Origin of the sequence: Sorangium sp. So ce381, assembly GCF_051473845.1 — a bacterium.
Taxonomy (GTDB): Bacteria; Myxococcota_A; Polyangia; order Polyangiales; family Polyangiaceae; genus Sorangium; species Sorangium atrum.
The window spans coordinates 1,649,701-1,674,173 of sequence record NZ_CP150336.1 but is presented as its reverse complement, the minus strand read 5'-3'; the positions used below and the strand labels follow the sequence as shown (position 1 = coordinate 1,674,173).

The following is a 24,473-nucleotide window of genomic DNA, read 5'->3' as shown; positions in this document are numbered from 1 at the left end:
CGCACGTCCCCGCGCGCGCCCCGTCTACCCCCGCTTCACCCGACCCCGGCCCTCCGGTCGTCGAACCATTGCCACGCGTTCGCGAACCCCACGCGCTGGGATGATTTCTTGTAACAGAGGAAGTAGAGCCTTCCGCCCTGAACACCGCACTCCGTGCGGTCTTTCCAGCAGGTGAGGAGATCCGGGTCCACGGCCGGATTGCTCGAAACCACCGTCCCTTCCTCGAGCTCCTGTGTCCCGGCGAGGTCCGGGCAGGCCGACGGGCCGGAGGTCACCGGCATGCCCACCGTGCGCGATTCCACGCCCGTGTTGAAGAGCGCCTCGGCCACCCGGCGCACGGCGGCGGCGCGATCTGGACCGCAGAGAGAGAGGATATCGAGGCTCGCGCGATCGACCTGGACGAGAATGAAGTTGCGCCCCTCGGTGACGGTGAGCCCGAGCCCGCCCGCGGCATACTCGTGGCGGAGCAGGTCGGGCGTATCGTCCGTGGCGGCATGGAACGCGTGGCGCGCCCTCACGCCCTCGCCGTGCGGGTTGAGCTCGTCCCTGAAGATGGAGTCGCACCAGTAGAACGACTCCGCGCGCGCCTGGGCCGGCACGTCTTCGAACCGCTCGACGGGCGTGAAGCCATCCGGGGCGACGCGCGCCACGGCCGCGAGCCACCCCGTGATCCTCGCGTCGATGTCTTCTTTGTGAAATGCGTGCGCGCTCATCCCCAGCCTCCATTTCTGTAGGTCGCCACGATCTGCTCGACGCGGTACCCGTCGTCCGGCGCCGAGCTGAACCAGATGAGCCCCCAGAAGACGCCCAGGATGGGCTCCACGGAATCGAACACGCCAGCGCCCCCCGCGTAATACCTGGTCACGCCGCCGTGGGAGAACTCGAGGCACGCCTCGTACCGGTTGAGCCCCGGGCTGAGCGACCCGTCGGGCAGGCGCGTATGGGACGCCGGGTAGGTCCTCCCCACCTCCACCGGCCCGTCGACCAGCGCGGCGCGCCACACGCGGCCGCCCTCGACCTTCGTGACGTCGAGCCCCGCCCACGGGTTCTGCTCGACGTCGGCCGACAGCGTCTTGCGCCCGCCGCCGACGTTGGGATCGCCCCAGATCACGATCATGCGCGTCCGCCCCGGGATCCCGAGCTGGCGCAGCATGGCTCGGAGGAGGCGGACGATCGCCTGGCACTCACCGCTCTCCTCCACGTAATCGGTCATCGGCCAGGCGCCGCCCTCGTCGTTCATGAACGTCGGGTGATGGTACTTCCGGGGCACCCTCGGGCTCGGCAGCAGCGTGTACGTCGGGAACTTGGCCATGATCCCGTACACGATCTCGTGGGGATCGATGGTATCGAGCGGCGCCACCCAGGAAACCGCCCTGTCCATCCGCTTCAAGGTCACCCCATCTTCCTGCCAGACCTCCTGTCTGTCGGTCTGGGGCCTGCCCATCGTGACATACACGACGTTCGAGGTCCGGGCGGGCGACACCGTAGCTCCCGCGCCTGCCGACCAGCTCAGGGCGAGGTCGAACTTCTGGATCTTCCTCCCGAGCTGCCGCGAGGAGAAGAGATCGAGCGGCGCGGCGACGGCCCCGCTACCGCGGCTCTCGAGGACGATTCCCCCCGGCCCCACGGCGCGGATCTCGGCCGCCGCCGCGCTGAAGGCGTCGCGCGACGAGAGCCCGAGCCGGACGACGATGTGCCGGCCCATCGAGATCGAGAGGGGGACGGCGCCCCGCGGCGTCCACTCCGGCCGGGAGCACAGGGGTCCTTCGTTTCTCCAGTCGTGCTCCTCGTTGCAGTCCTTCAGGAGACCGTGATCGGACCTGAACTCGATGGAATACAGCGCGATGGACTGCGCGGCATCGGGCTGCGGGCTCTCCGGGGTCGGATCCGCCATATCGACCTTCCTCGCTCACGGCGCTCATGCACTCGACGCTTGCCGAGCCACACGCCGTGTCACGACGATCGTAGTGCGCGAGGCGGCCGGGCCAAGTCGGGAGTCGACGCAGGGGACGACGGCGCTCTGCCGGCCGCGCCGCCACCCGCGCGCCCGCCCCGCCCCCCGCCCGCCGCGCCCCGCCTCTCGGCCGAGCCCGCGCGCGGCCTGCGCGCGCTCTCCAGGGAGGCCGGCCGCGGCGCGAGCCGGGTTCCTGCGGCCGCGCGTCCGAGCTAGATTGCGCGCATGTCCAACAGCCTGCTCATCGTGCATGTGCACGTACGTGTCAGACCCGAGCTCGTCGACGCGTTCCGGAGCGCGACGATCGAGAACGCACGCGAGAGCGTGAAGGAGCCGGGGATCGCCCGGTTCGACGTCGTCCAGGACACCGAGGATCCTGCGCGGTTCGTGCTCGTCGAGGTCTACAGGACCAAGGAAGCGCCGGCCGCACACAAGGAAACGGCGCATTACAAGCGGTGGCGGGACACCGTCGCGGAGATGATGGCCGAGCCGCGGACCAGCCGGAAATACGTCAATGTCTTCCCTGACGACGCGGGGTATTGACATGGCGCCTCCCGGCAATGAACCCGCCTTCGAGTTCGCCACCGCGACGCGCATCGCCTTCGGCGCGGGCAAGATCGCCGAGGTGCCCGCGGCCGTGCGGGGCCTCGGCGGGACGCGGGCGCTCGTCGTCACCGGGCAGGATCCCGGCCGCGCCGCGCCGCTCCTCGCCGCGCTCGCGGCGGCGGGCGTCGCCGCGGTGCGCTTCCCCGTCGCGGGCGAGCCGACGGTGGACATCGCCCGCGAGGGCACGTCGCGGGCCGCGGCCGAGCGGTGCGACGTCGTGGTGGCGCTCGGCGGCGGCAGCGCGATCGACGCCGGCAAGGCGATCGCCGCGCTCGTCGCGAACGGCGGCGACCCGCTCGACTACCTGGAGGTCATCGGCCAGGGGAGAGCGCTCTCGAGGCCATCCGTGCCGTTCGTGGCGATCCCCACGACCGCCGGCACCGGCGCGGAGGTGACGCGCAACGCGGTGCTCGCCTCGCGGGAGGCCGGCGTGAAGGCGAGCCTCCGCAGCCCGCACATGCTGCCGCGCCTCGCGGTGGTCGACCCCGACCTGCTCGCGGGCGCCCCGCCCGGGGTGCTCGCCTCGAGCGGGCTCGACGCGCTCTCGCAGCTCATCGAGCCGTTCCTGTCGAGCCGCCGCAACCCGCTCACGGACGGCCTCGCGCGCGAGGGCATCCGCCGCTCGGCGCGCTCGCTGCGCCGCGCGGTCCTGGAGGGCGCCGACGCGCCGGCCCGGGACGACCTCGCGATCGCCAGCCTGCTCGGCGGCCTCTGCCTCGCGAACGCCGGCCTCGGGGCGGTCCACGGCTTCGCGGCGCCCGCGGGGGGCATGTTCGACGCGCCGCACGGCGCGGTGTGCGCCGCGCTCTTACCTGCCGTCCTGGAGGTCAACCTGCGGGCGCTCCGGGCGCGCGACCCGGCTCACCTCGCGCTGCCGCGCTTCGACGAGCTGGCCGCGCTCGTCACGGGGCGCGCCGGCGCCGTCGCCGAGGAAGGGATCGCCTGGGTCCGCGAGCTCTGCCGTGACCTCGCGATCCCGGGGCTCCGGCGCTACGGCATGGGTGAGGCGGACCTCCCGGCGCTGGTCGCGAAGGCCAGGGCGGCGAGCAGCATGAAGGGGAACCCGCTGCCGCTCACCGACGAGGAGCTGTTCGACATCGCGGCGGCGTCCTTGTGATCGCGGCGCCGGTGGTATCATCGTGGGGTGGCAAGCCCCTACCGCACGAGGCCGTCTTTTCCGCCGCCTGTCCGGTCGATCGATCAACGGCGGCGGATCAGCGTGGCGAGCCTCGTGTTCGGCCTGCTCTGCGGCGTGACGGGGATCTCGCTCGCCGACGAGGGTCGGGCAGAGTGCACGCTGCTGTTCACGGGCGTCTGCGGCTTCGTCTTGCTCCTCCAGCGCTAGGGTGCACGCTAGCCTTGACCCCACCCCCGACGACCGGAGCTCGATGAAGAACGATCCCGCCCCGAATCCCACCCTCGACGCCATGCTCGCCGCCCAGCGCATCGCGTTTGCGCCCGTCATGTTCCAGGTGGCGCGGGTGATGCGAAACCGCGGCGTCCTCCGGGCGCTCCAGCGCGCCGGCAAGGGCGGCAGGACACCGGCCGAGGTCGCCCAGGACACCGGCCTCTCCGCCTATGCGGCCAAGACCTTGCTGGAGGCGAGCCTGAGCTTCGGCCTGGTGGAGCGCGCAGGCGGCGCAGGCGGCGCGAACGTCCAGGCAGAGCCGCGAGAGCGTGGCGAGCGCTACACGATCACGCGGGTCGGGCTCATCGTCGAGAATGACAGGATGACCCGTATCAACATGGATTTCATCCATGACGTCTGTTACGAGGGCATGCGCTTTCTCGACGAGGCCATCGAGGGCGGCAAGCCGGCTGGCCTGAAGGTCTTTGGCGAGTGGCCGACGGTCTATGAGGCGCTCCCGGCGCTCCCGCCGAAGGTGAGGGAGAGCTGGTTTGCGTTCGATCACCTCTACTCCGACTCCGCGTTCCCCGAGGCGCTGCCCGTCGTGTTCGAGCGGAGGCCGAGGACGCTCCTCGACATCGGCGGCAACACCGGGCGGTGGGCGATCCAGTGCTGCACGCACGACCCCGACGTGCGCGTCACGCTGCTCGACCTGCCGGGCCAGCTGGAGGACGCGCGCGCCAACGTCGAGCAGCACGGCCTGCTCGGCCGGATCATGGGCACCCCCATCGACTTCCTGGATCACGGCCAGGCGTTCCCGACAGGCTTCGACGCCATCTGGATGAGCCAGTTCCTCGTGTGCTTCTCCGAGCCGGACATCGTCCAGATCCTCCGGCGGGCCGCGTCAGCCATGGGGGACGAGACGGTGCTCTGGATCCTCGACACGTTCTGGGATCGGCAGACGAACGAGGTGGCGGTCCACTGTCTGCACGGCTCTTCCCTGTATTTCACGTGCCTCGCGAACGGGAACAGCCGCATGTACAGCGCCGCCGATATCCGGCGTTGCGTCGACGAGGCAGGCCTCGTCGTCGAGGCGGAGATCGATCACCTCGGCCTCGCCCACACGCTGCTCCGGTGCCGCCGGCGCGACGCGCCAGCGGGCAAGCGCGCGTGAGCGTCCCGGGGGAGCGACGCGCATAGCAGCCTGGACGATCCCGACCGCGGCGCGAGCGGCGACACCACGGATGAGGCGGCTCGGGGCGGCGTGCCCCAGTCCGTCGCCGGCGCGGCGTGGCCTGCGTTGCGCCGCGGCGATGACCGGGCGGGGCGCGCTCGAACGGCTTTCGCTGGCGGCCCTCGCGTAGCATAGTGGGGCGACGCCGCCACGGCGCCGCGCTGCGCCATGGGCCCACAAGGAGAAACCGTCGTGTCCCACCCCCCGCTCACCCAGCTGTCCGACGAGGAGCGCCTCTTCCGCGACTCGGTGCTTGATTTCGCCAGGAAGCGCGTCGCGCCGCGCGCGGCGGCGATGGACGAAGAGGGCGCGCTCGACCACGATCTGCTCCCTCCGCTGTTCGAGCTCGGCCTCATGGGCATCGAGATCCCGGAGGCGTACGGGGGCTCTGGAGCGGGCTTCTTCAGCGCGATCCTCGCGATCGAGGCGCTCGCCGTGGTCGACCCGAGCGTGAGCGTGCTCGTCGACGTGCAGAACACGCTGGTGGCCAATGCGTTCCTCCGCTGGGGCAGCGAGGCGCAGAAGGAGAGATACCTCCCGCGGCTCTCCCGGGACTGGGTCGGCTCGTATGCGCTGAGCGAGGCGGGCTCCGGCTCGGACGCGTTCGCCCTCGCGGCCCGCGCCGAGCGCCGGGGCGACCGCTGGATCCTGAACGGCCGCAAGCTCTGGATCACGAACGCGAACGAGAGCTCGGTGTTCCTTGTGTTCGCCAACGTCGATCCGACGAAGGGCTACAAGGGCATCACGGCCTTCGTCGTCGAGCGCTCTTTCCCGGGCTTCTCGGTCGGCAAGAAGGAGAACAAGCTCGGGATCCGCGCCTCCAGCACGTGCGAGCTCGTCCTCGAGGACTGTGAGGTGCCGGAGGGCAACGTGATCGGCGAGGTCGGCAAGGGCTACAAGATCGCCATCGAGACGCTGAACGAGGGCCGGATCGGCATCGGCGCGCAGATGCTCGGCCTGGCCGCCGGGGCGTTCGACCACGCGATGCGCTACATGGGCGAGCGGAAGCAGTTCGGGCAGTCGATCGCGAGCTTCCAGGGCGTGCAGTTCCAGTATGCGCGCGTCGCCATGGAGATCGAGGCTGCGCGCCTCCTCGTCTACAACGCCGCGCGGCTCAAGGACGCGGGCCAGCCGTTCGTGAAGGAGGCGGCGATGGCCAAGCTGTTCGCGTCCGAGGTGGCCGAGCGCACGGCGTCGCTCTGCATCGAGTTCATGGGCGGCGTCGGCTTCACCAAGGACTATCCTGTCGAGAAGCTCTACCGCGACGCGAAGATCGGGAAGATCTACGAGGGGACGTCGAACATGCAGCTCTCCACGATCGCGAAGCTGCTCCAGGCGGGATACGACATGAAGGGCTGAGCTGGGGAGTTCGCCCCCGTCCCAACACCGATGTTGCCCTCAGCGCCTCCGCTTCCATGACTCGGGTCTTCGGCGCGTGTGAAAGCACGCGACGAAGACGACGACGTCATCCATCAGACGAAAGAACAGCCCATAGGGGAAGCGCCGGACGAGCGCTCGCCGTGTTTGGCGGTGCAGAACGGCGTAGGCCGTCGGCGCCTCGACGACCGCCTGCATCGCCGCGCGGACCTCCACGAGGAACTCCTCTCCTAGCCCGTCGCGCTCTCGCTCGTACCAGGCATATGCCCGCGCGATGTCCGCCGCGGCAGCGGGCCGAACGAGGTACGGCCTCACCGTGACCGAGCGCGCGCCTGGGCGACGACCTCATCCCAGGTGAGCCCGACTGGCCCCTCGGCCTCGAGCTCATCGAGGCGCCGATCGAGCTCGACGCGTTGGGCGTCGCTGAGCGGCAGCGCCTCAGGGTCTCGCCCGAGGCTCGCCCATAACTCGTCGAGGAGGTCGAGCTGCTCGTCGCGGCTCAGTCGGGTGATGTCCAGCGCAGCCCTGCCCATACGCCCGAAAGTATCGCACGGAGCGCCCGCCGGAACAATCCGCCCACGGCTTCCCGCGTCACGGCAGCTGCCGCTTGAGATCGGCGAGCGAGCGGCGCGTCGACACCTGCTGCGGCAAGATCACGTCCCGCACCAGGGCGTGCGACTCGGTGTCGAGCTCCTCGATGTCGTTCCGGTAGTCCTTCAGGCCGTGCTCCTCCCCCTCGGCCAGCGCCGAGAGCGCCGTCTTGTGGCCGAGCGCCACGGCGGTCCCCTCGACAGCCTTGGCGAACGCGCCCCATGGCCCGGAGCTCGCCGGGGGGTCGCCTCCGAGCTCCTCGATCCGCCGGCGCAGCACCTTCACCCGCGCCTCGTGCGACGCGAGGTTGAGCCTGAGGTGGTGAGCCACCCAGCCCTGCCGCGCCGCGGCGATGGCCTGACGGTAGGTCTCGACCGCGGACATCTCGCCGCGGCAAAACGATTTGAGCTGCTCGATCGAGTCATCGTCGATGAGTCCGTCCAGGCCCACGCTCTCGTCTGCGAATGCGACCGGTTCCATGGGTACTCTCCTGCGATATCTGGTGAACGCCCGATTCCTCTCCTCCTTACCTCCCGAGCTGGGCCTCCACGCCGTACGTCCACGCAGGAGCCCCGATCGCCAGGGATCGTCGCCACTGCTGGAAGGCGCGCGCCCCCGTTGCCTCAGGGGTACATGTTCGCCTCGTACCGAATCAGTCTCGGCTGAACTCTTTCATTCCCTTCCAAATCCCGTTCCAATGTCCGGGACTTCTCGGTCTTGAAGCGAGCTCATCGATCCAGCGGCGGCTCCCTCCAGCGGCGACGCGGAGCGCCGGGCGTCGGCGGGCTCACAGCGCGGCGAACACGCGGGCTCCCTTGCCCGTGCCGCAGAAATCGCCGTTGCCCGCGTCTCGCAGGATCGAGCGCAGCGCCGCGGCGTCCTTGTCGTCGCGCGCGAGGGCGCCGAGGAGCATCGCGCCCTCCTTGAGGCGCCTCTCGACCTCAGGCGCGCTGTGCTCGGGGATCCCGGCGTCGACGAGCACGCTGCTCAGGCTGGCCGTCTCGCTCGCCGAGCTCGCGTCCGCGAGCCTCACAGCGATGGGGCCGGCCACGGCGAGCCGCAGCCCCGGGACGACGAGCCCCGCGCTCGCCGAGGCGAGGATGGAGGTCAGCGCGCTCCCGTGCGAGGCAGCGCCCTGCGTGCGCGGGCGCGCGAAGTGCTGGCGGCGAGCCGCCTCGCTCACGATGGCGCAGACGTCCCGTCGCGTGTGCCCGCTGTCCAGGATCCGCCGGACGGCGTCCTCGGCCTCCTCACGTGCTCGCACCATCCCGGTGATCAACCTCTGGTTCGCCATACAGACCTCCTTGGCTGAGGGCTCACGCCGCTCGCGCTGATTTCCTGGGAGCATCCGCACAACACGAACCGTACCGCGCGCGTACCCGGCGGGAGATCGCGGAGCCGCTCGCGACCCCAGCAACAGCGCCCGTCGCGTCCGCGGCACGATGCCACAGCGAGGCGATCACGCTGTGACGCAACGACACGGCAGACTCGTCGCGAACGGCGCGGCGAGGCGCATCCCCGCGCGGCTGCTGCAGCGCCCGCCGTCGGCGCGGCTCAGGCCGCTGCGCGCCGTTCCCTGACCGGACGCTTCGCGCTCTTGCCGGCTCGCCGCGCGTTCACCGCGCGAACGCTCTCGCGGAGGCGGGTCACGAGCGGCGCGGCCTCTCGCTCGCCGAAGCCGCGGACGATCCGGAGCATCTTCGCCTCTTCGGGCCGGAGCGCCGCGAACGCCCCGTCCGCGACGGCCTCTTCCGCGTCGATCAGGGACTGCAGGGCGCCCTCCGTATAGGCGCGGATCACGGCCGGGTGGACATAACAACGCTGACAGACCGCGCGCGTGTTGCCCAGGCGGGCAGACACCCTGTCGATCACCTGCGCCACGCGCTTCTTCACCTGGCGGACCGAGGTCGCGACCTCCATCTCGCAGAAGAACGACGCACACAGCACGGTGCCGGTCCAGGTGCGGAAGTCCTTCGCGGTGAAGTCCTGGCCCGCGACCGAGCGCAGGTATTCGTTCACGTCGTCCGAATGGATCCTTTGCCGCCGGCCCTCGCCGTCGATGTACTGGAACAGCTCGTGGCCGGGCACGTCCTGACAGCGCTTCACGATCCGCGCGAGCCTGCGATCCCGCACCGTCAGCGTGTGCTCCTTGCCGCCCTTGCCCCTGAAGTGGAACCTGATGAGACTCCCCTCTATCTCGACGTGCTCGTCGTGGAGCGTTGTGAGACCATACGAGTCGTTGTCGCGCGCGTACTCGTCGTTCCCGACGCGGATCGATGTCTCGTCGAGCAGGCGCACCACGGCCGCCAGCACCTTCTCGCGCGTCAGGCCAGGCAGCGCGAGATCCCGCTCGGCCGCCGCGCGGATCGCCGGGAGCGCCGCGCCGAACGCGAGCATGCGATCGTACTTCGTCTCGTCGCGGACCTCGCGCCAGCGCGGGTGATACCGGTACTGCTTTCTTCCGCGCGCGTCCCGCCCAGTCGCCTGGATGTGCCCGCGCTCGCTCCGGCAGATCCACACATCGGTCCACGCGGGCGGGATCGCGAGCCGGCGGATCCGCGCGAGCGTCGCCTCGTCCTTGACGGGGCGACCGTCGGCGTCGACGTAACGGAAGCCCTTGCCCGCCCCTCGCCTGGAGATCCCCGGCTCACCGTCGTTCACGTACCGGAGCCCGGCCGACTCGGCGGACTCGATCGGTGACGGGGTGAGCTGTCCTGTCCCCGCGAGCTCGCCGGTCGTGCGAGCGAGCTCGACCGTCTCGACGGACTCGACCGACACGCTGACGCGGCGCCGGCGGAGGACGACGCCGCTGGCGGCTTCCCGCCTCTCGCGGCGCGGAGCGCTCCGCGGGCGGCGCCTTTCACGGGTGGTCATGGCGCTGCCGCTCTGCATGGCGCGAACCGCTCAGAGGGCCCTCCTGCGCGACCAAGCCCGGAGCGCGCCGCCGCGCGCGCTCGCGGTGCGCCTCGTCGATGCACCGCCTCACCTCGGCGTCGATCGCCGCGATCGCCATCCGGTTGAACATGCGCAGCGGCAGCGGCATGTCGATCGCGAAATCGACGGCCCTGGGCCGGAGCTCGAGCCGCCCGGAGAGCGTGAAGCCCTTGAACGAGAGGCCGAGATGCGCGTGCCGCTCGTCGCTCCAGAGAATGGAGGGAGCGTACTCTGCATATCGATCACAGTACTTCGCCATCGCCCGCAGGACGGCGCTCTTCGCTTCTTCGTCGTTCAGGTCGTGATGGACAGTGTGGTTCATGATGACCTCGGGTGATGGCTGGAAAATCGGCTCCGCCGGGCGTTGACGAGACGCGCACGCGCGACAGGCTCGCCAGCGCCAGCGTTCGCGGGATTAGCAAGCCGGGTGCCTGTCGGGTCCGACGGGGGCCGAGCGCTCACGGCTGGGCCATTTCTGGGCGCCTCCGCGCGGGATCGGGCCCGCCCGCGGTCCGCGCATGTCGAGGTTCGCCACGAGCGGGGCAGATCGCCACGGCCAGCCTTGAGGCCGCCCCCTCGCGCCGCCGCTCAGCTCGCGGCATGGAGCGTGCGATCCCATGCGTTCATGCACGCGCTCCTGCACGAAGCCGCCGCGCTGAAGTCTCCACCTGCGCTCAGCGGGAGGCTCGGGCCACGGGCGAGGAGGGCGCTGAAGGCGCTGCTGATCCTGCCTATCGCGCTCTGGCTCGGCTACGTCGTCGTCGTGAACGCCATGCTGAGCACGGGGCTCATCGCGAGGCTCGTCAGCTACAACCCCATCGACGCCTCGCTCTATTACGGCTCGGCGTGGAGCCTCTGGCCGGGCGTCGTTCACGTCGAGGAGCTCCGGCTCAGCGGCTCCGACAGCGTGCTTCAGTGGGCGGTGGAGCTCGACGAAGCGGACCTCGATATCCACCTGACCGATCTCCTGCGGAAGAAGTTCTATGCGGAGGACATCCGCGCCAGAGGCTTCGTGTTCCGGATGCGGATGCTCGTGGATCCGACGAGCGAGCGCGATCTGGAGGCGCCGCACATCCAGGCGCTGCCGCCCATCCCGGACTTCGCGAACCCTCCGCTCAAGCCGGAGCTGCCGCCGAAGCACGATCTCGAGAACTCCGACGAGGGTTACAACCTGTGGACGGTGCACCTGGAGGGCATCGACACGACGCTCAAGGAGATCTGGATCCAGCAAGTCAGGTATGCCGGCGGCGGCCGCGTGCGGGGAGGGTTCTATTACAAGCCGCTCCGCGCCGTTCGCGTCGGGCCCGTCGCGCTGGAGCTCCGGTCGGGCGAGGTCCACGTCGCCGATCGCGTCGTCGCGCGGCTCGACGCCGACGCCGACGTGACGATGAGCACGTTCGATCCGCGGGACGTCGAAGGGCTCGACGTCCTCGATACCACCTGGGCGCGCGTCCGCCTCGACGCGCAGCTGCCGGGGCTCGATTTCATCCGCCTTCCCGGGGGCGAGGGCGCCGGACCCCGGATCGAGGACGGCAGCGGAGAGCTCAGGACGAACCTCGTCGTGAACCGGGGGAGCGTCGAGCCGGGCAGCACCGCGTCCTACGAGACGAGCCACCTCGTGGCCTCCACCGCGTCGCTCCGCGCGACCGCCGAGGCGCGCGCGGCGCTCCGCGTCGACGAGCGCGGAGCGCCGCGCCTCGCGGTGACGCTGCCCCGGGCGACGCTCGAGCGCCCGGAGAGCGGCCTGCCGCCCATCGTCGTGGAGAGGGCGAGCGCCACCTTCGACGCGCCGGAGCTCCACCTCCTGCGGCTCCCGCCGGGGTTCGCGTCGAAGGTGGATGTCGTCGCCGCGGCGATCCCGGACCTGCGCTGGCTGAACGCCGAGGGCGCCGCGCCGGACGCGCCGCGGTTCACGGGCGGCGCAGCCTTCGCGCGGAGCAGCCTGGAGGTCGACCCGCTGGGGCGAGGCACGGGCTCGCTGAGCCTGCTGTTGAAACACGGCGCCCTGCAGTGGAAACAGACAAAGGTGAAGGGCGACGTGGCGGCGCGCATGAAGCTCGACGCGGTGAACGTCTTGAATCCGACTGCCAAGCTGCGAGAGGGCCGCATCGACATCGAGGACCTCGCGATCGAGCACGAGGGCGAGGCGCTCCCTGGCTGGTGGGCGCACATCGACATCGAGGACGCGGAGGTGAGACGAGGGCTCACGGAGGCGGCGATCCGGATGGAATGCAAGGACGCGCGGCCGGCCGTGATGCTGCTCGATGCCGAGGATGCCATTCCCGGCTGGGCCGCGGGGCTCCTTGCGATGGAGGGGCTCAAGGCGTCCGCGAAGGTGAAGCGCGCGGACGGCGGCGTCGATTTCAGGCTCCTGGAGGCGAAGGGGGGCGATCTCGCGATCCGCGGGCGGCTCACGAAGTCCGACGGGCAGACCGCCAGGGGAGCGTTCCTCGTGAAGAGTGGGCTGCTCTCGGTGGGGATCGCGCTCGATCGGGACGGGGCCGGCGTGCACCCCCTCGCCGGCGACGACTGGGTAAACGAGAAGATGATCGCGCTGGGCAGGTGACCCCGCCGGACGACGCCGGCGAGCCATGGGCGACCGCGGCGCGGCCAGGTCCCGCGCATCGACCGTCTTCACGCTTCAGCAGGCGCTCATCAACGAACGGGCGCTGGCCGGAGAGACGGAGAGACGGAGAGACGGAGAGACGGAGAGACGGAGAGAGTTCAACGCAAAGGCGCAAAGACGCAAAGGCGCAAGGGAGAGAGAGAGAGAGAGATAGATAGAAATTCATGCATTTTTGCGTCTTTGCGTCTTTGCGCCTTTGCGTTGAACTCTCCCTCCGGACTCCTGGCGGGCGGAACTAGCCGCGAGCCTTCTCACGAACGGCGATCTGCCGGATCGCCTCCTCGATCGCCCCCGCGACGCCGCGGATCCGCGGGACTCGCCGCAGATCGCGGTGGACCACGAGGTACACGCTCACCGTCGGGAGCGGCGTCGGGCATACGAGCCGTCGCAGCCCGGGCACGTCACGCGCGAGCGCGTCCGCGAAGATGCAGATCCCCTGGGACTCGCTCGCGGCCGTGAGGACCGCGTCGTCCGAGCTCGAGCGAAACGGGAACCGACGCGCGCCGCGGGCGACGAGCCACCGCTCCTGCTCGGACTCCCGGCCCGGCCCGTCATAGCCGACGAAGTCGTGCCGCGGGAAGTCCGCCTCGCGGAGGTGGCCGTCGCGCAGGTGTCGCTCGACATACTCGTTCGAGGCCCAGAGGCCGTACGAGAACGTGCCGAGGCGCTTCTCGACGAGCGCCTTCGACGACGAGCGCGCCGTCCGGACGCCGAGGTCGGCCTCGCGCTTCGCGACGTCCGCGAGGCGCGCCTCCGAGGCGAGCTCGATCAGCGTCTCGGGGTGGATGCGCCGCCACTCGGAGAGGACCTTCGCCATCGGGCGCGCGAAGCTCTCCTTGATCGAGACGCGCACAACGCCCTCGAGCGACTCGGCGCCGCGCGCGTCCCTCCCTTCGACGCGGAGCTCCCTCTCCATGCCCTCGGCGAGCGCGACGAGGGCGCGCGCCGTCGGATCGATCGAGGTGCCCGCCGTCGTCCTGTGCACGAGCTTCCGGCCGAGCGCGAGCTCGAGCGCGTCGATGCGCCGCCCGACCGTCGAGGTGGAGAGCCCGAGCGCCTTGCCCGCGCCGAGGAAGCTGCGACGTCGGTCGACCTCGAGCAGCACGCGCAGGTCGTCCCAGGAGAAGGCGTCGTTTTTCATCCGTGGAACTCCGATGCCCGAAGATGTCCGTTCTCGCGAACCGACCCAGAGCTTACACATGGAGGCATGACGCGACACCCCTTCGAGAACCGGAACGCCCTCGTCACTGGCGCCTCCACCGGCATCGGCGCCGAATTCGCCCGCCAGCTCGCCGCGCAGCGATGCCACATGATCCTCGTCGCCCGCTCGCGCGACAAGCTCGAGGCGCTCGCCGCCGAGCTGCGCGCCGCGCACGGCGTCCGCGTCGAGGTGATCGCCGACGACCTCACGAGCGCGGGGGCGATCGGGCGCGTGCACGCGGAGGTCGCGCGGCGCGGCGTGACCGTCGATCTCCTCATCAACAACGCGGGATTCGCGACCCACGGCCGCTTCGAGGAGACGCCGATCGAAAGGCAGCTCGAGGAGATCGCGCTCAACGTGAGCGCCCTCGTCGCGATGACCCACGCGTTCCTGCCCGACCTCGTGAGGACGCGCGGCGCGGTCCTCAACGTCGCGTCCACGGCGGCGTTCTACCCGATCGCCTCGATGGCGGTGTACGGGGCGACCAAGGCCTTCGTGCTCTCGTTCAGCGAGGCGCTCTGGGCCGAGCTCGGCGAGCGGGGCGTGAAGGTGGTCGCGCTCTGCCCCGGCGCGACCGAGACGCCGTTCTTCGAGATCGCCGGGGAAGCCGCGGCCGTGGGCGCGAAGGCGAAGGCGAGCGACGTCGTGCGGCTCGGCTTGCGCTCCCTCTCGACGGGGCGAACCCACGCCATCCACGGCCTCGGCAACTACATCCTCGCGAACCTCGCGCGCTTCGTGCCGCGCGCCATGGCGGCGCGCCTGACCGCGGAGGTCATGCGGAAGAACCAGGTGCGCGCCCTGCCCGCCAGGGTGGCGGGCGCACGCCCCTGATCGGCGCTCGGCCAGGCGCCGCGGCGCCCCGTCACTGCGATGCGGGAACCTTGAGGGCGAGCTCGCGCCGCAGCAGGATCTGCTGGAGCCCGAACTGACCGAGCGTGGCGCCGACCGAGACGAGCCAGATGGTGTGCATGCGGAACCCGGGCCGAGCGCTCAGGGCGAGGACGGGGAAGACGAACGCGACCGCGCGCGCCCCCGAGGCGGCGAGCGAAGGCCAGGTGTTGCCGAGGCCTTGAAAGACGCCGGCGGAGACGAACACGATGCCGCTCGCGAAGTATCCCCAGGAGGTCACCTGGAGGTAGTCGACGCCGGCCGCGACGACGTCCGGCGCGGGCGAGAAGAGCGCGACGAGCTGCGCGGGGAAGACCTGGCAGACCACGGTGAAGAGGACCATGAACCCGAGCACGAGCTTCACGCTCTCGAGCGCTGTCTCGCGGACGCGAGCGTAGGCGCGGGAGCCGTAGTTCTGGCCGACGACCGCCGCAGCGGAGAAGCTGATCGCCACCGCGGGCATGAAGCCGGCCTGCATCACCCGCAGCCCGATGCCGAACCCGGCCTGCGCCTCCGAGCCGAAGGGGCGCGTGACCACGTAGATCACGCCCATGGTGACGGCCAGCAACAAGAACTCCGCGCCCGAGGGCAAGCCGATGGCCACCAGCTTTCGCCATGTGGGGAGATCCGGCTGCCAGTCGGCGAGGCGGAGGCGAAGGAAGGTCTTGCCGCGCAAGAGATAGACGGCGAGCCCGACGACGGCGGCCGCGGTCGCGATGAGCGTGGCGAGGGCCGCGCCGAGCACGCCGAGCGGGCGCCCCGATACCCAGCCGAAGACGAGGAAGGGCGCGAGGACCATGTTGAGCAGCACGCTCGCGGTCTGGGCCACGAGCCCCGGCTTCATGTCTCCGATGCCGCGCAGCGCCGAGCCGAGCCCCACCATCGTGAACTGCAGCGCGAGCGCCGGAATGAACGCGAGCAGAAAGCTGCTCGCGAGCTCGGCGGTCATGGCGTCTCCAGAGAGCCGCTCGGCGTACGTGCGGTGGAGCGCGAGGCCGAGCACGAGAAAGAGGGCGCCCGCCCACATGGCGAGGCTCTGCACCTGGTTGAACAGGCGCTGCACCTCGCCGTGCTCCTTTCTTCCGGCCGCTTGCGAGACGAGCGCCACGCAGCCGACCGAGAGCATCTGCGTCGCGGCCAGGGAGACGAACATCAGGTTGCTGGAGACCGCCACGGCAGCGACGGCCTCCTTTCCGAGGCGACCGACCCAGTAGATGTCGATCAGGCCGTAGAGGGTCTGGATCGCCATGCCGGCCAGGATGAACAGCATGACGCGCACGACGTGCGCGCGCGGCTTGCCCTGCGTCATGTCGTGCACGCCGCGCGGCGCGGACGGCGCCTCGACTTCGATGTTGGTGTCCATAGATTTTTGCCGAGTAATATCTGACCGTCTCGGTATCACCCGGGTAGTTTTTCCTCGCAAGGGCCAGGTGCACGAGCGTGGATCGGCGGCACCGCTCTTGAAGTTTTCCGGAGAAAAGCACAGAGTGGCAGGATGATGAAGCCCTCGTGCCTTGTGGCGATCGCCGCCTTGCTCGCAGCGCCGCTCCTCACCTCTTCAGCGCGGGCGGACATCCCGCCGCCCGCCGCGTGCGACACGCCGGGGTCGAGCTGTAACAACGCAGGGCCCGAGGCCAACGAGCCTGGCACGTGCACGAAGCAGAAGTGCCAGCGAACGCTGCCGGGCGAGGACGGCGGCTTCACCACGGTGGAATACGACTGCAATCTGTGCATCTCCTCGGGCGGGAGCTCGACGTCGACCACGGGCGGGAGCTCGACGTCGACCACGGGCGCGGACGCGACGTCGGCCGGCAGCGCGGGCTCGGACAAGGCGTCATCGGACGACGGCGGCTGCGCCATGAGCGGCGCCGCCTCGGGCGGCGCGATGGCCGGGCTGATGCTGCTCTGCGGCGCCGCGGCGCTCGTGACCGCCCGCCGGCGCCGCTGAAGCGAGCCTCGGCCCGTGGGTGCGCCCGGTCCTCCGCCCGCGAGCGTGGCCCGCCTGCTCGAGCGCGGCGTCGCGCCGCTCGACGGCGCGCGGCGGCACCTCTTCAACCTGCTCCGCCGGAGCGAGCTCGCGATCGCCATCGTGGCGCGCCCCGATCGCAGGATAGCCACCCTCGCCGCGGCCAACGCGCTCGGCGCCTTCGCCATGGCGGTCTTTGCGCCGAGCGCGCTGCTCGTGCTCGGGCCCGTCCTGCTGGGCGTCCTGCACGTCGCGGCCGACGTGCGCTACCTCGTGCTGCGGCGCGGGCTGCCGTCGTGGTGGCGGGGCGTCGTCTGGACGGCCTGCGCCGCGCTGGTGGGGCTGCGGGGCGCCCAGGAGCTCTTCGGCTCGGCCGCGGCGCTGCTCCGCGCCGAGCACGCCTTGCTCGCCGCCTGGCTCGGCGCCGCGATCGTCGCCGGCGCGCTCGCGTCGCGCGCGTGGCGGCGCGTCGCGCTGGCCGCCGCCGCGGCCGTGGCGCTGTCGGCGGCGGCGCTCGCGGCGCCGCGCGGCTTCCGGCTCGCCCTCGCGCACGCGCACAACCTGGTCGCGCTCGCGCTGTGGCTCGCGCTCTTCCGCCGCCGGGTGCGCGCTGTCGCCTGGCCGCTCGGCCTCGTGCTGGCCGGGACAGCGCTCCTCGCGAGCGGGGCGATGACCTCCGTCACCCTCCGCGCCGGGTGGCTGGACGCCTTCGGGCTGCACCTCTTCCTGGCGAGCGACTGGCTCGCGCCCGGGCTGCCGACCCGCTCCGCGATGGCGCTCACCGCATGTTATGCGTTCCTGCAGTCCGTCCATTACGCGGTCTGGCTGCTGCTCATTCCTCAGGAAGATCAACCGGGCCGGCGGACAACCACCTTCCGCATGTCCGCGCGCTCGCTCCGGCGCGACTTCGGGGACGCAGGGCTCGCCGCCGTGGCGGTCCTCGCCGGCCTGGTGCTGCTCGGCGCCCTGCGCAGCGCGCTCGGCACGCGCAACCTGGTGCTCTCGCTCGCCTCCTTCCACGGGTACCTGGAGCTCGCGCTGCTCGCGTACTTCTATGTCCGCGGCGACGTCGGCCAGCGCGCCGCGGAGGCGCACAAGGAGCCGTCCGGGCCGGCGTGCGCGGAGGAGCGCGGGCCCGAGATCGCCGCGCAGCCGGCCGCCCCATGAGCCGCGTCTTCACCGATCCGCTGGTGGCCGCCTGGGCGCGCGCGTTCGCGTTCACGCTGCTCATCGAGCTCGCCGTCGCCTCACCGCTGCTCGGCGCGGCGGAGCGGTCACGAGGCCGCCGCGCCGCGCTCGTGGCCGTCGCCAACATCGCGAGTCACCCGGCGGTGTGGTTCATCTTCCCCGCGCTCGCGATCGGCGCCACGGCGCGACTGGCCCTCTCGGAGCTCTGGGCGGTGCTGCTCGAGCTCGGCGTCTACCGGCTCGCGCTGCGCGATCTGCCTGCCACGCACGCCATCGCGGCCTCGGCGCTCGCGAACGGCGCGTCGCTCGGGTTGGGGCTGCTCCTGCGCGCCACGACCGGCTGGGTGTGAGCAGGCGGCTCCGCCGACTCCGAAGCAACACCACCGCGGACAGCCCCCCCGCGGGCGGGCTCGTCCGATGCGACATCGTTCGTTCGCCGACAGCGTGGGTGTTCGTCTCACGCAGCGCGGACGGCTCCGCTGCGCTATGACTGCGAGATGTTTGGTCCAGGGCGCCCTCAGTACCCTCCGCAGCAGCCGCCTCAGTACCCTCCGCAACCGCCGCCTTACTACCCTCCGCAGCCGCCGCCTTACTACCCTCCACCGCCGCCGCAGCGTCCGAAGTCAGGCCTGTCGCCGCTCGTGATCGTGCTCATCGTCCTCGGCGGGTTGTTCGCGCTGGGCATGGGCGCCATCCTCGTGATCGGCGGCGCCGTGTACCTGGCGGCGAGCGCATCGCCGGAGCAAACCGTGGTCGAGACCACGCCTTCCGGCGTGTCGACCGCCGGCGGCGTCTCGCCGGTGGTGCCCAGGTCGACGAGCACTCCCCTTCGGCCCGACCAGGAGCCCGACGAAGCGGCGGGCGAAGACCCGTCCACCGGCGACCGCGCCGCGGGTGATACCCCGTCGGCCGCCGACAACGACGAGACGGGCGAGGCGCCGGCGGCAGGGCGGACGCCCACCTCCCCGAGCGAGGGCTCCTCGAAGGGAAGCCCGAGCAATGGGAGCGCGACCGGCGGGTCGTCCTGGTGGTGTACGGCGAGCGCGTCCGTGCGCGTCTGCGGCTTCGCGGGCGCATGCAACTATCAGATGGTGTTCGGCAACGGCTCAGCTAAGGATCGCTTCCTGGCGTCGCAGCAAGCGAAGCATGCATGCGAGGCGAGCGCGCGCGCCAGGGGCGCCACCGCCATCTGCATCGTGCAGTGCAGCCCTCGATGACAGGCGGCGAGCCGCTCGTTCGGCTGAGCTCTCCTCAGCCGCGCCACGAACCGCCGCTACCGTCGTAGCAGCTCTTCTATCACGGCGAGCCGCCTCCGACCCCGTAGTAGCTGCCCCCGGTCCCGGGGTAGCCGCTGGTCACGCTCCCGATAGGGCCCGCGCCTCCGGTTCCGGGGTCCCCGCCTCCGGCTCCGCCCGAACCGTAGTAGTCGTCCGGATCTTCGTAGACGTCGATGCTGAGGTTCACCTTGCCGTTGAGCCACAGCTCGCTGCTCCCGATACCGAACGCATACTCAGCCCAGGTCGTCGAACGCGGCGAGACGTACACGTAGACCGTTTGCCGCGATAGCAGCGTGGCCTCCACGTTCGGATCCGTCACCGTGCCGTCCTCGACCTTCTCGAAGTGCCAGCCCGGAAGGAGCCTGACGCCGTACCCTCCCTGCTCCAGATCGACGACGAGGGAGCTCTCGTCCGGATCCTGATCCTCGCTGCTGACCGTCACCACAGTTCCGTAGCCACCACCGACAGCCATGGCTGAGGTATTCTCATCTTCGTAGTAGTAATAACCGTTCGAGATCTCGAACGTGGCGTCGCGGAGCCGATATCGCGCTCCAGACGGCGCGTCGGCCGCGAGCGGCAAGCTGATCGAGCCGACGTCCGGACCGCGATCGGCAGCCTGCGAGCCGCAACCGCTGAGCAAGGCCGCGAACACCACGCCAGCCGCCGCCACCGATCCAAACCCTCTGATCGTCTTGGTCATTCTATCCTCCAGGTAAGCTGCCCCTCCGGACCGACGGCGGCGTGTGCCGTGACCTGCCACCGGTCCAGAGTGGGCCACCACCAAAGAGCAACCCGCGGGCCAACCTGGATTTGCGGCAAATCAGCGCGTGCACATTGGACCCCACCCAGCACATGGCCCATATTGAGCCACAGATCTGGGCCATAGTTAGCCTGTGCCACTGCCTGATCTGTGCCATTGCGAGCGCACTCAGGCCGAGGCCGGGAGCGTCATGGCGCCGACGACCGTCGGTCGGCTGAGCGGGACCGGCTCGTCATCGAGCCGGCGGCTCGGCGGCAGCTACTCCTCGCCCGAGAGCACCGCTGCGATCGCGACGCGCTGCCCGCGCGGCCGCCCCGCCGCGTCGGCGTGTGCCATGTCGAGGGCGGCCAGCACCGTCGACAGCGTCGTCTGGTCCAGGACCGACGACGCCTCGACGGCGTGAAGGTCCTCTCCCACGAAGTTCTTCGGGCAGGCGTCGATGACCGGCAGCGCGCGCTCGCTGGCCGGCGCGAACCGGATGGGCAGGCCGTGCGTGCGGCAGATGAGCGGCCGGGCCGCGTAGATGGCGCACCTCCCCTCCCCGTCGAGCGCCGGGCACACGCCGGGATCGCCCGCCCGCGCGCGCTCGGCGAGCGCCGCGCGGTCGGCCTCCGGGAGCGCCGCGAGCGCCTCGCGGATCGCGTCGGCCTCGATCGACGTCACCGAGAAGCGCCGCCGGCAGCAGTCGCTGCACCCCGTGCGGCAGGCCATCCGCCCGCCGTGGCGGGCGCTCGCGCTCGCGAAGAACGCGTCGACCTTGGTGAAGAGCTCGTGGAGGCGCTCGCGCGGCGTGCGGTGCATGCGCCGGCGTCTATAGCGGGGCGGATCCTCGTGCGCCACGGCCGCATCCGCGCCGCTCCGCTCGCCTCGGCGCGCTCTCCACGTTATCCGGCGGCCACGGCGCGGCCGCTGGCGACCTCCGCCGAGGGCGCGTGCCGGGCCACGAGCTGGGCGACCTCGCCGCGGCAGGAGCCGCACCCCGTGCCGGCCTTGGTCGCGGCGCACGCCGCCTCCAGCGAGCAGGCGCCGCCCTCGATGGCCTCCCGGAGGGTCGCCTCGCTGACCTTGTGACAGTTGCAGACGACGCGCTCGGCCTGCGCCGCCGGCCCCGCGCCGCCGCCGGCGCAGAGCGCCTCCAGAGGATCGGCGGGCAGCGGATCGTTGCGATCGAAGAGCTGCACGAGCGTGGCGGCTGCCGCGGTGTTGCCGACGAACTGGGCGCCCAACAGTCGCCCGTCGCGGATGATCAGCTTCCGGTACGTGCTCTTCCGCGTCTCGACGACCTGGAGCACGTCGTCGCTCTCGAGCTCCGGCTCGGTGCTGCCCATGGAGGTGACGTCGACGCCCGCCACCTTCAGCCGGGTATACAGCTTCGTGCCTCGGTAGCGCGCCTGCGGGTTCGCGCCCGTCAGGACGTCGGCGAGGACGGCGGCCTGCTCCCAGATGGGCGTGACAATGCCATAGAGCCTGCCCCGGTGCTCGGCGCACTCGCCGATCGCATAGATGCCGGGCACCTGGGTGGCCATCGTGTCGTTGACGACGATGCCCTTGTTGATGGGCAGGTTGGAGGCCCGCGCGACGTCGACGCGAGGCCGGACGCCGCACGCGAGGACCACCATGTCGGCCGGCAGGACGCTGCCGTCGTCGAGGCGACACCCCTCGACCGACTCCTCCCCGCAGATGGCCTCGACGGTGCGCCCGGTGCGGACGAAGATGCCGCAGCGCTCGATGTGCTGCTCGAGCATGTCGCCGCCCATCGGGTCGAGCTGCGCGTTCATGAGGCTCTTCGCGACGTGGATGACGGTCACGTGGAGGCCCATGTCGCTCAGCACCTTGGCCGCCTCCAGGCCGAGGAGCCCGCCGCCGACCACGATGGCGTTGTCTCCCGCCCGCGCGCAGCCGCGCATCCGGACGCAATCGTCCATCGTCCTGTACACGAAGACGCCCGGGCGCAGATCGCCCTCCGAGGTCGTCATGCCCTCGAGCGGCGGGACGAGCGGCTGGCTGCCGGTCGCCAGCACGGCGACGTCATAACGCTGGCGCGCGCCGTCGGCTGCCACGACCGCCCTCGACGCGGTGTCGATCCGCGCCACGGAGGTCCCGCCGACGAGCCGCACCCCGCTCCGCTCGTACCAGGCGGGCGGCTTCGTGACGATGGAGTCGGGCGCCTCCCCTGCGAGCACCTTGCTGAGCAGGACGCGGTTGTAGGCGCCGCCCCGCTCCTCGCCGAAGACGGTGATGTCGTAGCGGTCCCTCGCGCCGCGCGACATCAGCTCGTCCAGCAGGCGGCACGCCGCCATGCCGTTGCCAACGATGACAAGGTCCTTCCTTCGCATCAGTTCGACTCCGAGACCCGGCGCGCCCTGACGGCGCACACCTTGAACTCCGGCATCCGGCTGGTCGGGTCCAGCGCCGGCACGGTGAGGATGTTGGCGGCCTTCCTGCCGCCCCAGTGAAACGGAGCAAAGAGCGTGTCCGGCCGGATCGCGGGCGCGACCGCCACCCGGAAGGTGACCGCCCCTCGCCGGCTCTCGACGAGGAGCGAATCGCCCTCGACGACGCCGAGGCGCGCCGCCAGCCTGGGGTGGACCTCGACCTTCGGCTCGGGCTTGGCCTCTTCCAGCGTGGAGACCCGGCGCGTCTGAGCGCCTGAGTTGTAGTGTTCCTTGTAACGGCCCGTCGTGAAGTAGAACGGATAGGCGTCGTCGGGGAGCTCGGCGGCGGGGCGGTGGTGGACCGCGTGGAACCGCGCCCGGCCGTTCGGGTGATGGAACCGCTCGGCGAAGAGGCGCGGAGTCCCCGGGTGCTCGACCGACGGGCACGGCCAGAAGACGCCTCGGTGCCGGCGTATCTTGTCGTAGGTGATGCCGCTGTAGTCCGCCCTGGCGCCCGCGGTCGCCCGGCGCAGCTCGTCGAACACCTGCTCCGCGGACGTGTACTGGAAGTGTCTGCCCGCGCCGAGGCGGCGCGCGAGCTCGCAGAAGATCTCGATATCGGTCTTCACCTCGGGGGGCGCCGGGCGGACCTTCTGCCGCAGGATCACCCGCCCTTCGAGGTTCGTCATCGTCCCCTCCTCCTCCGCGAACTGGGCGATCGGAAGGAGGACGTGGGCGTCCCGGGCCGTCTCGTTGGCGAAGGCGTCACAGACCACGAGCAGATCGAGCGACGCGAGCCGCCGCTCGACGTTGAGCGCGTTCGGCGACGCGACAGCCACGTTGGATCCGAACACGAGCAGCGCGCGGATGCCCCCCTCGGGGCCGAGCGCGTCGAGCAGCTCGTAGGCGCTCTTCCCCTTGCCTGGCAGCTCGGCAGGGTCGACGCCCCAGACGCGGGCGATGGCGGCCCGGTGCTCCGCGTCCTCGATATGCCGGTAGCCGGGGAGCTGATCCGCCTTCTGGCCGTGCTCGCGGCCCCCCTGGCCGTTGCCCTGTCCGGTGAGGCAGCCATAGCCGCTGTACGGCTTGCCGACCTTGCCGAGCGCGAGCATCAGGTTGATGAAGGAGAGCACGGTGTCCACCCCCTTCGACTGCTGCTCCGGCCCGCGGCCGGAGAGCAGCATGCTGCTCGGCGCCTCGGCGAGCAGCCGCACGGCCTTGAGCTGATCCTGCGTGGAGACCCCGGTCAGCCGCTCGACGTGCGCCGGGTGGTACGAGAGGACGGCGCGGCGGAGATCGTCGAACCCGTCCGTGCGCGCGGCGATATACGCCGTGTCGATGAGCTTCTCCTCGAGGGCGAGGTAGAGGAGGCCGTTGGCGAGCGCCAGGTCGGACCCGGGCGTGGGCTGGAGGTGGAGCGCCGCGGCGCGCGCCGTGTCGGTGCGCCGCGGGTCGACGACGATCAGCGCGCCCCCGTTGTCGCGCTGCGCGAAGATCCATTGCATGATCGGCGGCAGGGTCTCCGCGCAGTTCGCGCCCCAGAGGAGCAGCGCCTTGGTCTGGGCGATATCGGACACGGGGAACGGCAGGCCGCGGTCGACGCCAAACGCCTTGTTCTGCCCCGCGGCCGCCGAGGACATGCAATAGCGGCCGTTGTAATCGACGTTCGGCGACCCGAGGGCGAGGCGGACGAATTTGCCGAGGAGGTAAGTCTTCTCGTTCGTCAGGGCGCCGCTGCCGAACGCGGCCAGCGCCGCGGGGCCGTGGAGCTCTCGCAGCCGGAGGAGCCGCTCGGCGACGAAATCGAGCGCCGTGTCCCAGCGCGCCGGCAGGAGGCGCCCGGCGCGCCCGCGGATCTTCGGCACCGTCAGCCGCTCGGGGTGATCGAGCAGCGCCGCGGAGGTGAACCCCTTGATGCACATCTGCCCGCGGTTGACAGGGAAATCGTCGTCCGGTCGGACGTCGATCGCCCCCGCGTGGGCCGCGCGATCCGTCATGACCACGCCGCACTGGAAGGCGCAGTAAGGACAGTGGGTCTGCGTGGTCGTCTCGGAGGAGACGATCTTGAGCCGGAGGGAGGAGCGCGGTGCCATGGAGTCGCGTCAGCCACCCTCACCGAGCGCGTCGAGGAGGCTCGCAGTGATGTAG

Annotated in this window: 25 protein-coding genes; 11 read left to right on the top strand and 14 right to left on the bottom strand. The window is 71.0% G+C overall.

Translation table 11 applies throughout. The features are described from left to right. Window positions 1–35: 35 nt before the first annotated feature. Complete coding sequence (locus WMF29_RS06305; RefSeq protein WP_437327964.1) at window positions 36–713, bottom strand: hypothetical protein; 678 nt, start codon at window positions 711–713, stop codon at window positions 36–38. Then, window positions 710–1,894, bottom strand: coding sequence for a hypothetical protein (locus WMF29_RS06300; RefSeq protein WP_437327963.1), 1,185 nt, complete (start codon window positions 1,892–1,894; stop codon window positions 710–712). The genes WMF29_RS06305 and WMF29_RS06300 overlap by 4 nt, the downstream gene beginning before the upstream one ends. 285 nt (window positions 1,895–2,179) lie before the next feature. Here WMF29_RS06300 and WMF29_RS06295 point away from each other — a divergent pair, with 285 nt between their 5' ends. The 5 genes from WMF29_RS06295 (at window position 2,180) to WMF29_RS06275 (ending at window position 6,501) form a co-directional block, all read left to right on the top strand. Beyond that, entirely contained in the window at window positions 2,180–2,497 is a 318-nt protein-coding gene (locus WMF29_RS06295; protein WP_437327962.1) for a putative quinol monooxygenase, read from the top strand. Window position 2,498: 1 nt separating this feature from the next. Further along, a complete protein-coding gene (locus tag WMF29_RS06290; RefSeq protein WP_437327961.1) occupies window positions 2,499–3,677 on the top strand; it encodes an iron-containing alcohol dehydrogenase in 1,179 nt (392 codons plus the stop codon). 27 nt (window positions 3,678–3,704) lie between these two features. Continuing rightward, entirely contained in the window at window positions 3,705–3,905 is a 201-nt protein-coding gene (locus WMF29_RS06285) for a hypothetical protein (protein WP_437327960.1), read from the top strand. 43 nt (window positions 3,906–3,948) lie between these two features. Further along, window positions 3,949–5,082, top strand: coding sequence for a class I SAM-dependent methyltransferase (locus WMF29_RS06280; RefSeq protein ID WP_437327959.1), 1,134 nt, complete (start codon window positions 3,949–3,951; stop codon window positions 5,080–5,082). 252 nt (window positions 5,083–5,334) lie between these two features. After that, a complete protein-coding gene (locus tag WMF29_RS06275) occupies window positions 5,335–6,501 on the top strand; it encodes an acyl-CoA dehydrogenase (protein WP_437327958.1) in 1,167 nt (388 codons plus the stop codon). A 39-nt stretch (window positions 6,502–6,540) separates the two neighbouring features. Here the strand turns inward: WMF29_RS06275 and WMF29_RS06270 are convergent, their stop codons facing one another. The 6 genes from WMF29_RS06270 to WMF29_RS06245 all read right to left on the bottom strand — a co-directional run bounded on the left by WMF29_RS06270 (window position 6,541) and on the right by WMF29_RS06245 (window position 10,366). Further along, window positions 6,541–6,834, bottom strand: coding sequence for a type II toxin-antitoxin system RelE/ParE family toxin (locus tag WMF29_RS06270; RefSeq protein WP_437327957.1), 294 nt, complete (start codon window positions 6,832–6,834; stop codon window positions 6,541–6,543). Beyond that, window positions 6,831–7,052, bottom strand: coding sequence for an addiction module protein (locus WMF29_RS06265; protein WP_437327956.1), 222 nt, complete (start codon window positions 7,050–7,052; stop codon window positions 6,831–6,833). The genes WMF29_RS06270 and WMF29_RS06265 overlap by 4 nt, the downstream gene beginning before the upstream one ends. A 58-nt stretch (window positions 7,053–7,110) precedes the next feature. Next, entirely contained in the window at window positions 7,111–7,590 is a 480-nt protein-coding gene (locus WMF29_RS06260; protein WP_437327955.1) for a DUF2383 domain-containing protein, read from the bottom strand. A 307-nt stretch (window positions 7,591–7,897) separates the two neighbouring features. Beyond that, window positions 7,898–8,404 carry a hypothetical protein gene (locus WMF29_RS06255; protein ID WP_437327954.1) on the bottom strand — a complete coding sequence of 169 codons (507 nt, stop codon included), beginning with the start codon at window positions 8,402–8,404 and terminating at the stop codon, window positions 7,898–7,900. Between the two features lie 260 nt (window positions 8,405–8,664). Further along, window positions 8,665–10,002 carry a DNA topoisomerase IB gene (locus WMF29_RS06250; RefSeq protein ID WP_437327953.1) on the bottom strand — a complete coding sequence of 446 codons (1,338 nt, stop codon included), beginning with the start codon at window positions 10,000–10,002 and terminating at the stop codon, window positions 8,665–8,667. After that, a complete protein-coding gene (locus WMF29_RS06245; protein ID WP_437327952.1) occupies window positions 9,971–10,366 on the bottom strand; it encodes a polyhydroxyalkanoic acid system family protein in 396 nt (131 codons plus the stop codon). Before WMF29_RS06245 ends, WMF29_RS06250 begins: the two co-directional genes overlap by 32 nt. A 285-nt stretch (window positions 10,367–10,651) precedes the next feature. On the opposite strand from WMF29_RS06245, the gene WMF29_RS06240 reads away from it, so the two are divergent. Then, the gene (locus WMF29_RS06240) at window positions 10,652–12,610 is read left to right on the top strand and encodes a hypothetical protein (protein WP_437327951.1); all 1,959 of its coding nucleotides are present in this window, start codon (window positions 10,652–10,654) and stop codon (window positions 12,608–12,610) included. Between the two features lie 295 nt (window positions 12,611–12,905). Here WMF29_RS06240 and WMF29_RS06235 read toward each other — a convergent pair whose 3' ends face one another. Next, complete coding sequence (locus WMF29_RS06235) at window positions 12,906–13,811, bottom strand: LysR family transcriptional regulator (protein ID WP_437327950.1); 906 nt, start codon at window positions 13,809–13,811, stop codon at window positions 12,906–12,908. 66 nt (window positions 13,812–13,877) lie between these two features. Between WMF29_RS06235 and WMF29_RS06230 the strand changes: the two genes are divergently transcribed. Then, window positions 13,878–14,702: an SDR family NAD(P)-dependent oxidoreductase gene (locus tag WMF29_RS06230; RefSeq protein WP_437327949.1), complete on the top strand. Its 825-nt coding sequence runs from the start codon at window positions 13,878–13,880 to the stop codon at window positions 14,700–14,702. A gap of 31 nt (window positions 14,703–14,733) precedes the next feature. On the opposite strand, the gene WMF29_RS06225 is transcribed toward WMF29_RS06230, so the two are convergent. Continuing rightward, complete coding sequence (locus WMF29_RS06225) at window positions 14,734–16,122, bottom strand: MATE family efflux transporter (protein ID WP_437327948.1); 1,389 nt, start codon at window positions 16,120–16,122, stop codon at window positions 14,734–14,736. 132 nt (window positions 16,123–16,254) lie between these two features. On the opposite strand from WMF29_RS06225, the gene WMF29_RS06220 reads away from it, so the two are divergent. The 4 genes from WMF29_RS06220 (at window position 16,255) to WMF29_RS06205 (ending at window position 19,130) form a co-directional block, all read left to right on the top strand. Then, entirely contained in the window at window positions 16,255–16,707 is a 453-nt protein-coding gene (locus WMF29_RS06220) for a hypothetical protein (protein ID WP_437327947.1), read from the top strand. Between the two features lie 15 nt (window positions 16,708–16,722). After that, on the top strand, window positions 16,723–17,892 hold the full coding sequence (locus WMF29_RS06215) for a hypothetical protein (protein WP_437327946.1): 1,170 nt from the start codon (window positions 16,723–16,725) through the stop codon (window positions 17,890–17,892). Continuing rightward, on the top strand, window positions 17,889–18,263 hold the full coding sequence (locus tag WMF29_RS06210) for a hypothetical protein (RefSeq protein ID WP_437327945.1): 375 nt from the start codon (window positions 17,889–17,891) through the stop codon (window positions 18,261–18,263). Before WMF29_RS06215 ends, WMF29_RS06210 begins: the two co-directional genes overlap by 4 nt. 147 nt (window positions 18,264–18,410) lie before the next feature. Beyond that, window positions 18,411–19,130: a hypothetical protein gene (locus tag WMF29_RS06205; RefSeq protein ID WP_437327944.1), complete on the top strand. Its 720-nt coding sequence runs from the start codon at window positions 18,411–18,413 to the stop codon at window positions 19,128–19,130. Window positions 19,131–19,209: 79 nt separating this feature from the next. Here the strand turns inward: WMF29_RS06205 and WMF29_RS06200 are convergent, their stop codons facing one another. The 4 genes from WMF29_RS06200 to WMF29_RS06185 form a co-directional block, all read right to left on the bottom strand. Beyond that, window positions 19,210–19,890 (bottom strand): hypothetical protein, encoded by a 681-nt coding sequence (locus tag WMF29_RS06200; RefSeq protein ID WP_437327943.1) that lies wholly within the window; start codon window positions 19,888–19,890, stop codon window positions 19,210–19,212. A gap of 318 nt (window positions 19,891–20,208) precedes the next feature. Then, window positions 20,209–20,751 carry a YkgJ family cysteine cluster protein gene (locus tag WMF29_RS06195; RefSeq protein WP_437327942.1) on the bottom strand — a complete coding sequence of 181 codons (543 nt, stop codon included), beginning with the start codon at window positions 20,749–20,751 and terminating at the stop codon, window positions 20,209–20,211. Window positions 20,752–20,834: 83 nt separating this feature from the next. Next, a complete protein-coding gene (locus WMF29_RS06190) occupies window positions 20,835–22,286 on the bottom strand; it encodes an FAD-dependent oxidoreductase (protein ID WP_437327941.1) in 1,452 nt (483 codons plus the stop codon). Continuing rightward, window positions 22,286–24,418, bottom strand: a complete 2,133-nt coding sequence (locus tag WMF29_RS06185) for a molybdopterin oxidoreductase family protein (protein ID WP_437327940.1) — start codon at window positions 24,416–24,418, stop codon at window positions 22,286–22,288. The genes WMF29_RS06190 and WMF29_RS06185 overlap by 1 nt, the downstream gene beginning before the upstream one ends. Window positions 24,419–24,473 lie beyond the last annotated feature (55 nt).

Bases quoted from the DNA above. Each gene is read 5' to 3' on its own strand.
- WMF29_RS06305 (WP_437327964.1), bottom strand. From the start codon at position 713: ATGAGCGCGCACGCATTTCACAAAGAAGACATCGACGCGAGGATCACG.
- WMF29_RS06300 (WP_437327963.1), bottom strand. From the start codon at position 1,894: ATGGCGGATCCGACCCCGGAGAGCCCGCAGCCCGATGCCGCGCAGTCC.
- WMF29_RS06295 (WP_437327962.1), top strand. From the start codon at position 2,180: ATGTCCAACAGCCTGCTCATCGTGCATGTGCACGTACGTGTCAGACCC.
- WMF29_RS06290 (WP_437327961.1), top strand. From the start codon at position 2,499: ATGGCGCCTCCCGGCAATGAACCCGCCTTCGAGTTCGCCACCGCGACG.
- WMF29_RS06280 (WP_437327959.1), top strand. From the start codon at position 3,949: ATGAAGAACGATCCCGCCCCGAATCCCACCCTCGACGCCATGCTCGCC.
- WMF29_RS06265 (WP_437327956.1), bottom strand. From the start codon at position 7,052: ATGGGCAGGGCTGCGCTGGACATCACCCGACTGAGCCGCGACGAGCAG.
- WMF29_RS06260 (WP_437327955.1), bottom strand. From the start codon at position 7,590: ATGGAACCGGTCGCATTCGCAGACGAGAGCGTGGGCCTGGACGGACTC.
- WMF29_RS06255 (WP_437327954.1), bottom strand. From the start codon at position 8,404: ATGGCGAACCAGAGGTTGATCACCGGGATGGTGCGAGCACGTGAGGAG.
- WMF29_RS06250 (WP_437327953.1), bottom strand. From the start codon at position 10,002: ATGCAGAGCGGCAGCGCCATGACCACCCGTGAAAGGCGCCGCCCGCGG.
- WMF29_RS06245 (WP_437327952.1), bottom strand. From the start codon at position 10,366: ATGAACCACACTGTCCATCACGACCTGAACGACGAAGAAGCGAAGAGC.
- WMF29_RS06235 (WP_437327950.1), bottom strand. From the start codon at position 13,811: ATGAAAAACGACGCCTTCTCCTGGGACGACCTGCGCGTGCTGCTCGAG.
- WMF29_RS06230 (WP_437327949.1), top strand. From the start codon at position 13,878: ATGACGCGACACCCCTTCGAGAACCGGAACGCCCTCGTCACTGGCGCC.
- WMF29_RS06225 (WP_437327948.1), bottom strand. From the start codon at position 16,122: ATGGACACCAACATCGAAGTCGAGGCGCCGTCCGCGCCGCGCGGCGTG.
- WMF29_RS06220 (WP_437327947.1), top strand. From the start codon at position 16,255: ATGATGAAGCCCTCGTGCCTTGTGGCGATCGCCGCCTTGCTCGCAGCG.
- WMF29_RS06210 (WP_437327945.1), top strand. From the start codon at position 17,889: ATGAGCCGCGTCTTCACCGATCCGCTGGTGGCCGCCTGGGCGCGCGCG.
- WMF29_RS06205 (WP_437327944.1), top strand. From the start codon at position 18,411: ATGTTTGGTCCAGGGCGCCCTCAGTACCCTCCGCAGCAGCCGCCTCAG.
- WMF29_RS06200 (WP_437327943.1), bottom strand. From the start codon at position 19,890: ATGACCAAGACGATCAGAGGGTTTGGATCGGTGGCGGCGGCTGGCGTG.
- WMF29_RS06195 (WP_437327942.1), bottom strand. From the start codon at position 20,751: ATGCACCGCACGCCGCGCGAGCGCCTCCACGAGCTCTTCACCAAGGTC.
- WMF29_RS06190 (WP_437327941.1), bottom strand. From the start codon at position 22,286: ATGCGAAGGAAGGACCTTGTCATCGTTGGCAACGGCATGGCGGCGTGC.
- WMF29_RS06185 (WP_437327940.1), bottom strand. From the start codon at position 24,418: ATGGCACCGCGCTCCTCCCTCCGGCTCAAGATCGTCTCCTCCGAGACG.